At 44.0% G+C, this 16443-nt stretch carries 9 protein-coding genes and 1 pseudogene; 6 read left to right on the top strand and 4 right to left on the bottom strand.

Going from position 1 to position 16443, the window contains the following annotated elements:
- Window positions 1-57: 57 nt before the first annotated feature.
- The 4 genes from OM416_RS05805 (at window position 58) to OM416_RS05790 (ending at window position 4611) form a co-directional block, all read left to right on the top strand.
- Complete coding sequence (locus tag OM416_RS05805) at window positions 58-1341, top strand: ABC-three component system protein (protein WP_264927831.1); 1284 nt, start codon at window positions 58-60, stop codon at window positions 1339-1341.
- Window positions 1338-1820 carry a three component ABC system middle component gene (locus tag OM416_RS05800; RefSeq protein ID WP_264927829.1) on the top strand — a complete coding sequence of 161 codons (483 nt, stop codon included), beginning with the start codon at window positions 1338-1340 and terminating at the stop codon, window positions 1818-1820. The genes OM416_RS05805 and OM416_RS05800 overlap by 4 nt, the downstream gene beginning before the upstream one ends.
- 2 nt (window positions 1821-1822) lie before the next feature.
- Complete coding sequence (locus tag OM416_RS05795; RefSeq protein WP_264927827.1) at window positions 1823-3832, top strand: DUF3732 domain-containing protein; 2010 nt, start codon at window positions 1823-1825, stop codon at window positions 3830-3832.
- A gap of 497 nt (window positions 3833-4329) precedes the next feature.
- A complete protein-coding gene (locus OM416_RS05790) occupies window positions 4330-4611 on the top strand; it encodes a DUF6809 family protein (RefSeq protein WP_264927825.1) in 282 nt (93 codons plus the stop codon).
- Window positions 4612-4735: 124 nt separating this feature from the next.
- Here OM416_RS05790 and OM416_RS05785 read toward each other — a convergent pair whose 3' ends face one another.
- Both OM416_RS05785 and OM416_RS05780 read right to left on the bottom strand, forming a co-directional pair.
- The gene (locus OM416_RS05785; protein ID WP_264927824.1) at window positions 4736-6097 is read right to left on the bottom strand and encodes a right-handed parallel beta-helix repeat-containing protein; all 1362 of its coding nucleotides are present in this window, start codon (window positions 6095-6097) and stop codon (window positions 4736-4738) included.
- A 555-nt stretch (window positions 6098-6652) separates the two neighbouring features.
- Window positions 6653-8246: pseudogene (locus tag OM416_RS05780) on the bottom strand (catalase).
- Between the two features lie 205 nt (window positions 8247-8451).
- On the opposite strand from OM416_RS05780, the gene OM416_RS05775 reads away from it, so the two are divergent.
- Complete coding sequence (locus tag OM416_RS05775; RefSeq protein ID WP_264927822.1) at window positions 8452-10416, top strand: ATP-dependent DNA helicase; 1965 nt, start codon at window positions 8452-8454, stop codon at window positions 10414-10416.
- Between the two features lie 492 nt (window positions 10417-10908).
- On the opposite strand, the gene cysK is transcribed toward OM416_RS05775, so the two are convergent.
- Both cysK and OM416_RS05765 read right to left on the bottom strand, forming a co-directional pair.
- Window positions 10909-11865 (bottom strand): cysteine synthase A, encoded by a 957-nt coding sequence (cysK, locus tag OM416_RS05770; protein WP_264927820.1) that lies wholly within the window; start codon window positions 11863-11865, stop codon window positions 10909-10911.
- Window positions 11866-11998: 133 nt separating this feature from the next.
- Entirely contained in the window at window positions 11999-12388 is a 390-nt protein-coding gene (locus OM416_RS05765; protein WP_264927818.1) for a hypothetical protein, read from the bottom strand.
- Window positions 12389-12840: 452 nt separating this feature from the next.
- Between OM416_RS05765 and OM416_RS05760 the strand changes: the two genes are divergently transcribed.
- Window positions 12841-16404, top strand: a complete 3564-nt coding sequence (locus tag OM416_RS05760; RefSeq protein ID WP_264927816.1) for an S-layer homology domain-containing protein — start codon at window positions 12841-12843, stop codon at window positions 16402-16404.
- Window positions 16405-16443: the final 39 nt, after the last annotated feature.

The raw sequence follows: 16443 nt of genomic DNA, 5'->3' as shown, positions 1-16443 counted from the left end.
ACTTTCAATTTTGATCAAACATTTGTTCTGCAGGAGATAAATATAAAATGTCGAAAAATGATATATAGACTGTTATATGAAATTTTGAAGAATGCTAGTAAGGAGAGGGTTCTAATTTCTGATTTAACAAAAACATCTCAAAATCATACTGCTTCTGGTAGTCTTGCAGGCTATCTTTTTCAGCCTGAGAGAGCTCTTTATTGGTTAGCAAGAAGTAAAAGTGGAGCTCTTATAGGAATTGAAACAAACGATGATGTTGTAAAAATAGCTAAAGGAATACAAGAATCTAATGTGTTTGAACAAGACAAACATTCAATTTCTAAGAATATCCCTTTTGGTGATCACAGCAAAGATTTATGGAATACTTTATCAATTTGGTTGCAAGCAGTATATACAAGTAATGTGGACTTGGATAGAACTGAATTTCATATGGTAACCAACAAAGTTATAGATCAGGGTTTAGTAAAATTAATTTCAGGGGCAACAAGCCAAACAGAAGTTGAGAACTGTGTTAATGAATTAAGACACATTGCTTTGGGGACGCCACAAGGTGTCAGACGATACGTTGATAGAGTGTGTAGTTACGATGATGTACAGTTGGGTAATTTGATGAAAAAAATTGTTCTAAGTGATGCTTCTAACAATAGTTTTGGTGCTGGCTTAAAAGAAGAAATTAAGTCTTTGTTATTTATAACAGATGAGCTACCATTAGATGAAATATATGAATCTTTATTGGGCTGGATACATAATGTTGCTATGAATTGCTGGAGAAATGATCAACCCGCATGGATAAATAGGGATAATTTTGCACTACATTATCAGAAAGTGTTATCTAAATTTAAACTAAGAGCCTTCATTGAGACAGATCAACTGTTGATCCCTTTATCAATTATTGATCAATCGGAACAAACTAGAGAACTTTTTGTAAAACAACTGTCTGTATTAGCGTTAAATGATGATGAGTTAACTGATTGTATTGAGGACTATCTAAGATGTAAATATGAAAGAACCAGACTGAGCATTGAGGGTAACGTCACCAAAGAAGATATGGAAAGGTTTGATCGGAATTTATTAGATCGTTGGAAAGTTATATTTGCTAAATATAACCGTAAATATCGTAGAGAACGGCAGTTCTCAAACGATGCTGAAATATTTGCTTCTGATGTTGGTTTTGAAACCCTGATGGAATCACTTGAGCACAGGGAACCGCTTGCTAATCAGCCCACAGAACAATACTACTTAACCAGAGGAAGTTACCATAGGCTGGCTAATAGGAGAGAACTGGAGTTAGGCTGGCATCCTGAATACAAGGCTTTGTTTAATAGAGGAGAAAATATATGAAGGATATGAATGAGTATGATGTAGTCCAAAATGTTGCTCTTGGTTCTATTGCTTTATGGATATTTTCAGTAGAATACTACAAGAGAACGGAAGAGAAAAAGGGCATAAACTTACCAATTCTGATGTTGGTTTTACCTCTAGTATTAAATGAATCTTTTACTAATTCAGTTTATGCAAGAAATATGAAGGGCGGACTCTTTAACTCGCTGAATGCTGATAGTGCGTTATTCATAGGTCTTCAAGAAAGAATGCAAGATATGTCAGAACTATCTTTAAAATCTTTAAATCTATGTTTTTCAAGTAAGCTACTTTATTATCACCATATGACTCATGAAATTATTCCTGTACGTATGGGCTACACAATTATAAATAAATATGATTCCTTTAAGAGAATTACGGCAACTTCGAAACGATTAGGATATTGGCTTGCTACTTTGGAATTTGATGAGTTATGCCAATTGATGAAAGTGAGGTTCTAATTATGAATTTTAAAATTAACAATGTGATTTTATGGCCAAAGAACAAGGAAAGAGAACCTAGAATTTTAAAGTTCGAATTAGATAAAATCAATGTCATAACTGGTGATAGCCAAAAGGGGAAATCATCAATTATTCCAATAATAGACTATTGTTTAGGAAGTTCGAAGTGCACTATTCCTGTGGGAATAATACGGGAAAAGACAGAGTGGTTTGGTATAATAATTGAGGTTAACAGCAAATCAATTTTAATTGCCAGGAAAGAACCAGGCGTTCATGCTAAAAGTTCAGAAGTATATATTAAAGAAAACTGTAGTGTTTCTGATCTACCTAACCCAGATTCTAATGTAACAACAAATGTTGATTATCTTAAGAACAAATTAAATGAATTAGCTGAGTTACCTTATTTGACTTTAACTGATGAAAAAGATGAGGATGCTTCTGGGAAAAGAGCGAGTTTTAGAGACTTTTCTGCTTTTCAGTTTCAGCCACAACATATAGTGGCAAATCCATATACTTTATTTTATAAAGCGGATACGTACGAGAACCGTGAACGTTTGAAAAACATATTTCCTTTAGTGCTAGGCGCTATTGATAAAGAAGTATTGATACTTAGACAAAAACTAAAGGTCTTGGAGAATGAATATTCAAAGAAAATTCGTGAATTTGAAGAGATACAGAGAACTACTCAGCATTGGATTCATAGAGTTAAAAGTTATTTCTCCCAAGCTAAAGAATTTGGACTGTTACCTGATTCTTCGCGTTCTGTTTCAGATAATACACCAGTTCAGCAATACATAAAACATCTTGAATTAATTCCCTCGCAGTTAAATTCAAAAGTAATGATTATTGATGAACAAGGAACAAGTGGAGCAGTACGTGAACTGAATTTACTTCTAAACGAAGAAATTGAAATTTCAAGGGAGATAGGCTCTCTTCGTCAGAGACTTTATAAATTATCACGGTTACATGACTCAGAAAAGCTTTATTATGAGTCATTAGAGAAACAGCAAGAAAGGCTAGAGCCTGTTGGGTGGTTCCTAAAATTAGTTGAGCCTAATGAAACATGTATTTTTTGTGGTTCAGAGAGTGATAAGGCTTATAAAGAATTAGAAGATTTGCAAAAATATCATACGAGAATTGATGAACAAGGCAATAAAATAGAACATTCTTACAACATGTTGGATAAAGAGATTGTTAAGATTAAAGTTAGACTAAATGAGCTAGAAAGATCCTTGAACCATATTAGGTATCAAAAAAATATACTTGAGGTAGAGTCTAATGAGCTAAGGGAACTTAGACAGACCGAGCAAGAAATCTTCCGATTTGTTGGTCGTCTTGAAAAATCTCTTGAAGATTATAAATTAATTCACGAAGATGATAACCTACAAGTTGAATTAGCTTCTCTTGAAAGAGAGATTTTTACCTTAAAAGAAAAAATAAATCCAGATAGAATAAAGCTAAAATTAAAAGCTGCTTTGGAGAACATCTCAACTAGAATAAATAGATATGCTAATCAGCTCGGAGTCGAAAATGCTGATCATCCCATTTCATTAGATATTATTAATTTGACCTTAAAGAAAAAAACTGATAAAAGAGAAGATTATTTATGGGAAATCGGCAGTGGGGCTAACTGGATGGGGTATCATATTGCAACTCTACTTGCATTACACGAGCACTTTTCCGATTTAGATTGGAATCCGGTGCCTCAATTCTTAGTAATTGATCAACCAAGTCAAGTGTATTTTCCGGAGAAAGTATTAGAGTCCCCAGATTCAGATGACGCTCAAAAATCAGAACCTCAATATAAACAAGAAGATGTGCTTCGCGTTCAAAAAATATTTAATGCTTTATCTATGCATTTGTCCTTGAAAATTAATCAAAATTTAAGTCCTACTCAGATTATTGTGATAGAACATGCTGATGAGATAACTTGGCAAGGTACAGAAGATTATATTAACGTAGTAGCACGATGGAGAGATGGTAATGAAGCATTGATACCAGACAATTGGTGAAACGTATAGCAGCAAATTGGTCAATTTTTTGGTCAAGAATTTTCATTTATTCTCTTAGAATAACGTTCTTTAAAAGGACTATTGTATCTTGAGCGAATTCTACTATACGAGGTTCGCGCGATCTATATTGTCTGGAAAGTATATCTAGGTAGATAGTCGAATTGGAATTGACTGTTGAAGCATTCCTTAAATGATCAGCTGATAAAGGAGCATACAGAGTGATATATAAACATTAATACAAATTTTTAGGTTGTGATTTTTTGCTATTGAAAATTACGGACCTTCTATCGGTTATTCAGCCATAAGAAAGATTGACACGTTCGTAACATCTATCAAACGTTAGCCATAGCAAGCTAAGCATTCATATAGTTTTAAGACATGGTTGTAAACTTCGACCCAATTTTATTGCAAACGAAAAAATAATCCTAGCGGATTTCCCGCTAAATTCGCATCTCACCTAATCCCTTAAGTTACAATCTTTCTGAGGTGACCTTATCATGAAAGATAACATGTCGAACCTGATCGAAGATTTGTTTCACGGGAACTTGCGGTTGGACGAATCGATTCACCCTGAGCATGCAGAGTATCAGGAGATCAATCGCCAGATATCGGACCTGATGCAGGACTACAAAACACAGCTTACGGGGAACGAGTACGATGCTTTGGAGCAACTGATAGACTTGATCGGACAATCCACATCTATGTATGTGGAAGCGGCGTTTGAGCAAGGTTTTCGCACAGGCGGCAGACTGATGATTGAGGTTTTAGCCAAATCGTGAGTATCTACCTTATAAGCCAGCAGACAATACGCAGCAATCCAAAAATCCCCTTCTCCATTACCACCGATCAGGTTGGAATGGGAGAGGGGATTTTGCTTTTAAATTTTATCTCAATAACTACAATTTATCTCGCACCAATATTCGTACCCGATGGCGTACCTGATCCAACCAAATCACTGCCACCCGCAAGCTTCAGGAAATTACCTAGCACAGGCGTGCCATCCGCACTACGTGTTACCGAAGGCACGAGGGAGACAAAGTCGGCTGCACTGGCGAGCAGGCCTTTGGCGTTCTCGCTTTTTTTGTTCTTCCACCAGACGTTAGTGCTGCTGACGTCGGTTCCGCTTGTTTTGTCACTGGCGCCGCCTTGGAAGGACAGGTTGTTGGTGAAGATGTGGGTGCCTACATCAAAGGCAAAGTTGCTTTGCCCATTGTTCCAGGAGGTGTTATTTTTCATCTGGATCGAACCGGGATTGCTGTTGTAGGTGAAGCCGTGCTTTTTATTATTAAACGCAATGCTGTTCTCCACAATATGATTCACGGCGATTTTCTCGCCACCCAGCTTGAAGCCGTTGCCATCACTGTTGGAGGTAGAAGTACCGTCTGCGGTTGCCCCGTTCGCGTAGGCGATGCTGTTGCGGATCGTAACCGCGCCGATGGCGCCTGTGTCCGTTTTGCTATAGAGATCCCAGCCATCGTCCACGTTATAGGCGGCAATACAACCGTCGAAGACGTTGCCCGGGCCAACGGTCAGTTTGGCGGCAAAACCGTCTGCATCCTCGCCGTCATCCGGGTCATAGTTGTTGTGGGAGTAGGAACGAATCACTTCATTATATGCAGGCCATTCACTCTTGGCGGCTGTGGAAGCATAACGTCCCATTTGAATACCCGTATCCCGGTTGTGATGAGCTTCGATCTGCTCCAGACGGTTGTAACTGCCTCCGATGAAGATGCCGTTATCGCCTGCACCCTTGACCTCAAGCCCTCTCACGAGCCAGTAGTCTCCGAACATTTGCAGTCCACGATTGGTGGAAGCGAAGGTTTGGGCTGAGAAATCAAAGACCGGTTTTTCCGATCCATACGCCACCAGGTTTTTGCGTTGGCTCGATGTGCCGCTATTGCCACGTTCAATGGTAATGGTTTCGGAGAAACTGTAAGTTCCGCCTCGTAGATAGATCGTTTTACCCGGTGCAATCTGGCTCAATGCGTTAGCGAGTGACGTAGGGCTGTTCATTGTTCCCGGATTGCTGGCTGAACCGCCAGGAGACACATACAGATCACCCGCAGCAAGCGCGATATTCGAAGTCGCCACCGATTCAGAGGGATTTTGCAAATTGCTCTCGATCAGCTCTTCAGCACCAGCCGTTCCACCACCAATCAATAATAGAGGGAACGCGGCGCTCAGACAGATCTGGGCCATTTTCGATTTCAGAGAACGTTCGGATCGTACAGATGCATGAGTGGATGTAGATGGGAATAATTTCATTACGCAAACCTCCTTGGTTAATTGGGAATAGAATGAAGAGCATGTGGTAGCCATGTACCAGACCGTTACCCATGAGATAGATCATGCCGGCTGGTTAGATGTAGTCTCTAGAACACAGCTTTATGGTAAATGTTGTAAGCGTTATCATCAATAATCATCTGATCAGATGGAGTTACATGCAGGCGGGTCAGGCCTGGAAGCTTCTAATGCCTGTAATATTACTAGGGTTACGTAATCTTTCCATTAGGTGATAGCTCTCATTTAACGAAGAATCATCTGAAATGAACGTAGAGAAGCACGCTTTTCAATCCTCAGAGTACCAGTTTTACTTAAGATCCACTCCTATGAACTTCATTCAATCTAAAATAAATAGCACCCTACATCCTGAAGTGGAGATTATACTCAAACTAGTCATGAAAAAGCCCTGATAGCAGCTGCAATTGGCAACTTGACGATCAGGGCTATGTTTAATTTAAAAAGTAATCTGCTCACATCCAAAATACGCATATGTACCAACGTGGTCAGATTTATCAGTCTAAACGTTGTCCAGCTATTTTAATATCCGTCCGTCTCACGACTGCGTTTCTCTGCTTGCTCGACACTGGGTTCATGTTTCGGTTGGACCGTTGCACTATCATCGGTTGGAACAGAGGCCAACCCTTCAGAGACGCGCCGACCGTAATCCGCATCCGCTTGGGTGAAGTAAGAGATCATGCGCTCCCGGATATCCGGTTTGCATTGTGCCAATGCGCCGACCATGTTGCTGATCAGTTCATCCCGCTCCCAATCCTCGAATGCCCGGTACGTATCTCCTGCTTGTCCAAAGTCATTGGTACGCTCAATCTTATCACGGACAAGTCGCCCTTCAATAAGCGGTTCATGTTCCGTGCCGCGCGGGGAAGCTTCTTTTAACCCACCAAGCGATGAAGGCTCATAGTTCACATGCGGATTCTGACCCGGTGCACGATCCACTTGATACTGCATCTGCCCGCCGCTTTGATTGGTCGCAACACGGTTCTTCGGCGCATTCACAGGCAGTTGCAGATAGTTTGCACCGACTCGGTGACGCTGGCTATCTGAATAGGAGAAGGTGCGTCCTTGCAGCAACTTGTCATCTGAGAAATCCAGCCCGTCCACCAATACCCCTGTGCCAAACGCCGCTTGCTCGACTTCATTGAAATAATCCTCGGGATTGCGATTCAATGTCATTTTACCTACAGGTAGAAAAGGAAACAGCTCCTGCGGCCATAGCTTGGTTGGGTCCAGCGGGTCAAAGTCCAACTCTGGATGCTCGCCGTCCTCCATCACTTGAACGCACAGCTCCCATTCGGGATAATCCCCTTGTTCAATAGCGTGATACAGATCCAATGTCGCATGATTGAAATTCTGTCCCTGAATCTCGCTGGCGTCTTTTTGCAGTAGGTTGCGTATCCCTTGATTGAGCGGTTCCCAGTGGTATTTGATAAGTACGCCCGTGCCATCCTGATTGACCCATTTGTATGTATTGACACCTGACCCCTGCATCTGCCGATAATTCGCTGGAATGCCCCATGGAGAGAAGAGGAATGTCATCATATGGGTAGCTTCAGGACTTAGTGATACAAAATCAAAAAACCGCTCCATATCCTGTACATTGGTCAACGGATCTGGCTTGAAGGCATGTACCATATCCGGGAATTTAAGCGGGTCACGAATGAAAAAGATTTTCAGATTGTTACCCACCAGATCCCAGTTGCCATCCTGGGTATAGAATTTTACAGCAAATCCGCGCGGATCCCGCAGTGTCTCCGGTGAATGTCCGCCATGGATAACGGTAGAGAAGCGAACAAACACGGGCGTTTGTTTGCCTTTTTCCTGAAACAGACGTGCACGTGTGTACTTCGATACTGGTTCACTCCCGGCTGTTCCATACGCTTCAAATATGCCATGAGCGCCAGCGCCGCGGGGCATGCACCACACGTTCCGGAATACGTTCGCGGTCGAAGTGAGTAATCTTTTCGAGAAAATGATAGTTCTCCAGCGTAGTCGGTCCCCGGCTGCCAACGGTTCGTACATTCTGATTGTCCGTAATCGGATGACCTTGTCGATCCGTTAATGTCTCAGCAGATTTGTCTGAGGAATGCTTTGGTTGTGAAGACTGATGATTCATGGAGTGGAGCACCGCCTTTCCTTAAAGTGGATTCCTGTATATATTTTCCCTGAAAATTGGTTCTATACATTAAACCTCGCAAATAATCTCGTAAAAAAAGCTTGTCACCCGCTTCATCGCGTGAGATAATTAACTTTTGCCCTGCGGCCTTTTTTGAACGGAAAATGAAAGAGGACCGCGTCTAAGAATGGAGGCTGACCTAGGATTGTCTACACAACGTTATCCTTTTGCATATGATCCGGCTGAACCTTTTGTATCCCGTCTGGGAGAATGGGTTGCCGATGTTTTTTACGATATTTTGCCAGAGTCCGGCTTCGAGGTACGGGATGAACAGATTTTTATGGCGTACCAGCTCGAACGGGCCTATGGAGATAAAAAGACCATTATGGCGGAGGCCGGTGTCGGAACAGGCAAGACGTTAGTCTATCTGCTCTACGCGGTCTGTTATGCACGTTATACGGGCAAACCGGCAGTGATTGCTTGTGCCGATGAGTCCTTGATTGAACAACTCGTGAAGCCCGGCGGAGATATTGCGAAGCTGGCTGCACATTTGGACTTGGAAGTGGACGCACGTCTGGGCAAGTCACCGGACCAATACGTCTGTCTGAACAAATTAAGTGCGGTGCGATTTGCAGATGAGGATGCGCCTGTTATTGAAGAAGTGCATGAGAGTCTGCCGGATTTTGTGAACACGCCGGGTACACTTCAGGCTTTCCATCCGTATGGCGACCGCAAGCAGTATCCACATCTGAACGATCGTCAGTGGAATAAAATCAACTGGGACCCGTTCCAGGATTGTTTTGTATGTCCAAAACGTCAACGTTGCGGCCTGACGCTGTCGCGTGACCATTACCGACGTTCCAAAGACATCATCATCTGTTCCCATGATTATTACATGGAGCATGTGTGGACCTATGATGCGCGCAAACGCGAGGGACAACTGCCACTGCTGCCTGATCACAGCTCCGTTGTATTTGATGAAGGACATTTGCTGGAAGAAGCAGCCCTGAACGCATTAAGCTACAAACTGAAACACCGCATCTTCGAGGAACTCGTAACCCGTCTATTGGAAGGCGAGATTCGTGAATCCCTGGCGGAGCGTGTGGATGAAGCGATTGAGAGCAGTGAGCGACTGTTTGCATTGCTGGATACCTACACGGTGGAAATTCCGGGATCGGAACGAAAAGAAGTTCGGGTAGAGCCGCCGTTGTTGCGTGAGATTGAACGTCTGACGAGTGTGCTGGATGCGATCGGTGAGGAATTGGTATTTGAGAGCGGATTGTTCTCGCTGGATGGTTATCAGATGCGTGTCGTGGAAGAACATCTCGATATGATTCAGTCTGCGCTTGCCTTGTTCCGCAAGGAAGATGGTTACATCTGTTGGGCGGAAGAGAGCGAGGATGAGACGACCTTATCGATCATGCCGCGCACCGTGAAGGAAATGCTGAACGAGCGTGTGTTCAACACAGGTATTCCAATCGTGTTCTCCTCTGCAACGTTATCTGTGGACAGTTCATTCCGTTATGTGGCGGACAGCCTGGGCATTGATGATTTTGTATCGTTCTCAGTGGCTTCCCCGTATGATTATGCGGACAAAATGAAGATGAAAATTACCGATGAAGCTGTACCGGGTCACCCGGAGAACGAAAATCGCTTGCGTGATGCGGTGTCGTTACTTCAGGAGAGTGGAGGACGTGCGCTGATTCTGTTCCGTACGATGGAAGAACTACGCGCGTTCAAACAGGACATCGTTCATGTACCTGAAGCAGAAGGTTTGCGCTTTATGTATGAGGGCGACCGAGAGATCAGTGATCTGATCGCGGCGTTCCAGCAGGATGAGGAGAGTGTGCTGTGCTCCGTTAATCTGTGGGAAGGACTGGACGTTCCAGGTCCGTCATTATCCAATGTCATGATCTGGTCGCTTCCGTATCCACCACAGGACCCTGTCTTTAATGCGAAACGCAGCGCGTCGGCAGCACCTTATGAAGAGATTGATCTTCCGTATATGCTCCTGCGTGTGAAGCAAGGTCTCGGACGTCTGATTCGGACAAGCACGGATTCCGGTTCTGCGGTCATTCTTGATGAATCGCTGTATACCAAAAAGGAAGCCAAAGACCGCATTGCGGCCCTGCTTCCTGAAGGTGTGGAATGGACAACCCTGACACACTAACCAGCTTACGTTACATGTTCTTGCTTTGTTGTTTGTAGATAAGGTTTCTTGCCAAAATAAGTTCTTGTTCTCTGCGGATTCACCATCCGTATGTGATCAAGAGCTTATTTTTTATTTTGATGGTTCCTTCAATGTACTTCTCTTCCCTTTTTTTCGAGGGATTTTCCCTCGCTCCTCGCTACCAATCGCTCCAACATTCTACCGAACCTACCGCACCTTATTAGGGTGATAATTAAGCGATGTGAATTCTAACGAATCTCAGTACCGTTATCCCGCCGAAAATAGCTTTTAAGCCTGTAAATCGACCGAATTTGGAGAAATAACGTCGCTGTGATTCGTTACACGTCAGACCTGCGCAAATAGGAGCGAATAGCGTGTGGCAGGTTCATTAGAACCAATGACCAATGAGCGCTAATAAGGGAGGGCCTCTGTCATGCTCATGACTTATGGGACATGGAAGCCCCTTTTTGATGTGTATAGATGTTTGCTGTGTTAAAAAATACCCATGCTCAGATACCGTTCCCCGGTATCCGGCGCAATGCAGAGCACTCGGTGCCCCGGCCCCAGTTCCTTCGCGATGCGAAGGGAGGCCCACACCGAAGCGCCAGAGGAAGGGCCGAGCAACAGCCCTTCCCGGGCAGCAAGCTGCCGCATCGTATCCAGTGCGTCCTCATCGGACACCTGGATGATGGCATCCCACACGTCGGTATTCAGGATGTCCGGAATGAACCCCGGACTTGTACCGACGAGCTTGTGTGGTCCGGGCTCGCCACCGGACAACACCGGAGAACCTTTGGGCTCCACCGCATAGATGCGGATATCGGGCAACTGCTTGCGCAGTTCTTCTCCCGTCCCGGTAATGGTGCCGCCAGTTCCAGCCGTAGCAATAAAAGCATCCAGTTTGCCATCCATCTGCTGCATAATCTCGGGAGCCGTCGTGATCCGGTGAATGTCCGGGTTCGCCTGATTCTCGAATTGCTGCGGAATGAAGCTGCCCGGAATGTCTGCTTGAAGTTCTTTCGCTTTGCGAATCGCACCAGGCATCCGCTCCGCAGCAGGCGTGAGCACCACATCTGCGCCATAGGCTTTCAGAATGTTGATGCGCTCCTTAGACATATTGTCCGGCATGATCAGAATGGCTTTATATCCTTTGGCGGCGGCATTCATCGCAAGACCTATGCCCGTATTGCCACTGGTTGGTTCGATAATGGTTGCGCCGGGTAGCAAGTGTCCCGCAAGTTCAGCCTGAATGATCAGATTGTATGCGGCACGGTCTTTGACGCTACCACTTGGGTTAAAGTATTCCAGTTTCACGTATACGTCAGCGGAGTCGCTGCCTGTGAGTCGGTTTAGTTTAACGGCAGGTGTCTGGCCGATTAGTTCTGTTACATCTGCTGCAATGCCTGTATGTGCGGGTGTTTGTTTAATCGAATGTGTATTCAAATCCATTAAGTACAGCTCCTTGATTGATAAGACGTTGAGAGTATATCCGTTAGAAATCAATTCATGCCTTATTGGAATGGTTGGATATCTCTTCTCCATCTTAATGAACACAGCTAGCGATGGTCAACCCGTTCAATTGTCAAACCTGTTGTCTCAGATCCATCTGCAGATGGCGACTCAGCTCTTTTTTGACCTCATTGCGTGCAAATGTCCAGAGCATATAGAACCGTTGCATGTAACCCCTGCACAAATAAACGGTTTCGATGCCATCTTTACCCCGCGTTTCCTCCAGAACTTTTACTCCACGGGTCCTCATCTGTTTGCGCAGTCCCAGCATCTCCTTAAGTACTTCATTCTGAATGCGGGTAAGCGACAGAATATAGACCTCGGGCATTTTCAGAAGCAGCGTATCCAGCGTTCGAATATCCCGTTCCAGTACATCGAGCAAAAGCGTACGCACAACCATCCCTTTGATCAGACGATGATCTTCATCCGCAGGAGTTGGGGCTGAAGTGGAAGAGGAGGCCATATAGTCACTTCCTTAGCCATAAATATATCGTTCTAATTAAGAACAAATGTTCCTGTTTGTAGTATAGTCAGCATATTCCTGAACCATGCAGGTTTCAACCTGAAAATATTTACATTCTCTCTTCAAGGCAGTTTGAATCATTTGAAAACCTTTATGAGATAAGGCACATAGGCAATTTCACATTATCGAAATGAAAAACATGGAGGAGACGTTACTCACTGTGTTTAGAGTTTGTTTATAGTAGCTCGTTATAATATCTTTAAAATTTCAAACCACATCGAAAGGAGTTCTAACATTCAAGAATACATATTCCAATGGAATGTACGTCTGATGAAAACAAGACCAAAGTAGTAGATTAGCTCTCAAATAGATATGTAGGTTGTTTAGACGGGGATCGAGCTGGATGAAACAGAGTATCGCACTAAAACAGGACGAAAGGAAGGATGATGGTGATGAATAAGCGCTTACTACAGCCTAAAAAAGTGATAACGATGTTAATTGTGGTTGCTTTAATATTTGGAGGATTTCCAGGGTTTCAGGCGTTGGGCGTTGAACGAGCCTATGCGGCGAGTGGAACATGGGTAGATGTGGGTGGAGTTGGATTTACATCAGGGCAGGCGGAGAATATTACGTTGGTTTTTGATCGGGAGGGTACGCCGTATACAGTATTTAAGGATGGAACCAAAGACGGGAAAGCAACGGTTCTAAAATACGTTTCTGGATCATGGCAATACGTGGGGCCTGCCGGGTTCTCTACTGGCGAGATACATAACACCTCATCGCTCGCATTTGATTCTCATAATACTCCATACGTAGCTTATCAGGATGGTGATAATGGAAGTAAAGCAACAGTTATGAAATTTAGCGGAGAACAATGGGAGATTGTGGGTAGTGCTGGTTTTTCTGCAGGAGCTGCAGTTTACGTTACACTTGCTTTTAGTCCGGATGATACCCCTTACGTTGGTTACCGGGATCATGCTGCAGGTACTAAAGTGACGGTGAAAAAAATGAATGGAAATCAGTGGGAGACTGTTGGAACTGCCGGCTTTACGACAGGTGTTGCACTAGAGATGTCCAAACTTATTTTTGATGCTAACGGAATTCCGTATTTTGCTTTTAAAGATTCAACAAATAATAAATTGACTGTCATGCAGTTTGCAGGTGGTTCATGGAAAAGTGTGGGGAATGCAGCATTTACAGCAGACTCAGCATCTTATCCGTCCCTAGCGTTTGGTCCGAACAACGTACCTTATGTTGCATTTCAAGACGGTTCCAAAAGTTATAAAGCAACCGTAATGAGACTGAATGGCAGCCAGTGGGAAGTCGTAGGGAACGCGGGGTTCTCATCGGGAACACTGAATAGCATGTCTTTGGCTTTTGATCAACAGGGTGTGCCTTACACGGCTTTCAAAAATTTAGTTAATTTTAGCATGGACCCACAAGGTGTAATGATGAAATTGGACGGGGCTCAGTGGACTGTCGTTGGTGGAAAGCCATACTCCGCAGGTCAAATAAACGAATCTTCGCTTGCTTTTGGTCCGAACGGAATGCCATATGTTGCTTATGCAGACAACACAAAAGGGAATAAAATGACGGTCATGACGCTTTCTACGGAACATTCAGTGACTTACAATGCCAATGGAGCAACTACGGGTAGTGTTCCGGTGGATAGTCAGAAATATGAAAAAGATACAACGGTGACAGTGCTAGATAACTCGGGAGTGCTTGAAAAGGAAGATTATCAGTTTACAGGGTGGAATACATCCGCAGATGGCAGTGGAACGAGTTACAGCGCAGCAGATACATTCTCCATGAATGATAGTGATGTTACGCTCTATGCACAGTGGCAACCACTGTATGTAAATATTAGTTTTGAATCGAACGGCGGAACAGAGATTGACAATCAAAAAGTGGACTACAATAGCTCGGCAGTAAATCCTGATGCTCCAGAAAAAGCAGGATATACGTTCTCGGGCTGGTATCAGGATAGCCAGTTGCAGCAGACGTTTGATTTTACGACGAATCTGACGCAAAATATTACGCTTTATGCGAAATGGATGTCATCTACAGCAACACTCTCCACTCTTACCGTAAGTTCAGGACAGCTGACACCGGACTTCTCTGTAGATGAGCTTGATTATCGCGTAGATGTTGAATCTGACGTGACAAGTGTAGACTTCTCTCTAGGTAAAGCCAATGAAGGACAAGTCGTCCACGTAACAGGTGCTACAGGTGAAACCGTGACGGATGGTATATACACTTACACAGTTACGGATCTAGTATACGGCTCAAACCTGGTAAAGATTAATGTTCAGGCGGAGGACGGCACTAGTAACGACTATAAACTTAATATCAATCGAATTGACATTACCAATGCCAAGTTGAGTGAAATAGCTCTACCTTCGATCACATTAACTCCGACATTTAATCCAGATGTAGAGGTTTATGAAGCAATAGTGGGTAGTTCGGTTATTTCAACCGAGATTAGTGTTAAACCCGATCAAACGGGAGCCACGGTGAAAATTAATGGTGTTAGCGTCAACAGTACAGTCGTGCAATTAGTCAGTGGTATGAACACAATTACGATTGAAGTGACTGCATTGGATGGAGTAAGCAAGAAAACATATACGCTCAACATCAAGCGCAATAGTGATAGTTCAGGCGGATCGGGTGGCAATGGAAACTCCGGTGGTTCCAGTTCTGGTGGAAGTAGTGCAGGAACACCAGTGACTAATCCTGTCGTAACTCCGCCATCCACAGGTGCTCAAGTGCTAGTGAACGGTAAAGCCGAGAACGCTGGAAGCTTAACTACTACTGAAGTGAACGGGCGAAAAGTTGTAACCCTTACAGTGGACGCAGTTCTCATTGCACAAAAACTTCAAACCGAGGGCAACAACGCCATTGTCACGATTCCTGTGACAGGCAATGGCCAAGGAGATCAGGTTATTGGTGAGCTGACAGGTCAGACGGTCAAACTCATGGCTGACAAACAGGCGGTACTGGTACTCCAAACGGATATTGGCTCCTACACGCTACCTGCACAGCAGGTCAATATTGAGCAGCTCGCGCAGCAACTTGGTGTGAATTCTGACAATTCCTTGGAGAACATCAAACTGCATATTGAAATTTCACAGCCGACAGAAGCAGTCATACAGACAGCACAATCAGCAGCTCAGCAAAATGGATATGCTCTTCTGGGATTACCAGTTGATTTCAAAGTAACAGCCACTTTCGATGGCAAATCTGTGAGTGTGGATAAGTTCAATAGTTATGTGTCGCGTACGATTGCATTACCAGCGAACGTTGATCCTAACCAGATCACCACAGGTGTGGTGGTGGATGCAGATGGTACTGTACGACATGTACCTACAAAAATCACTCAGGTCAATGGGGTATACCATGCACAGATTAACAGCTTAAGCAACAGTGTGTATGCCGTTATCTGGCACCCGCATATTTTTAACGATGTGGCGCAACACTGGGCCGAGACAGAAGTAAATGATATGGGTTCACGTATGGTTATCGAAGGCATCACGGACACAACCTTTGAACCGAACCGTGGAGTTACACGTGCAGAGTTCGCGGCCATCATGGTACGTGGATTAGGATTAAAACTTGGAGAACGCGTTAGCTCTTTCGAAGACGTGAATGGAAGCGAGTGGTACGCGGGTGCTGTGAACACGGCGGCTAGCTATGGATTAATCGATGGATATGAAGATGGAACATTCCGTCCACAGGCACAGATTACTCGTCAGGAAGCGATGGTGCTCATTGCACGAGCTATGACAGTGACTGAAATGGAAACAGCTGCTCCTGCCGGAAACGTTCAGCAATGGTCTTATTACGCAGACGCTGAGCAAGTAGCGAGTTGGGCGAAGGAAGCAGTGGCATCCAGCATCTCCACCGGACTGGTGTCCGGACGTGGAAAAGAGACCATTGCTCCGAAACAATCGATTACCCGCGCAGAAACAGCTGCAATTATACGCAGATTGCTTCAACAGTCTGGTCTGATCTAAACGGGCCACAGCTTAATATGTAACAATTATTTTGTTAAT

This window comes from Paenibacillus sp. LS1 (assembly GCF_026013365.1).
In the GTDB taxonomy this organism is placed as follows: Bacteria; Bacillota; Bacilli; order Paenibacillales; family Paenibacillaceae; genus Paenibacillus.
The sequence above is the reverse complement of the archived record's forward strand: the minus strand, read 5'-3'. Positions and strand labels throughout refer to the sequence as shown.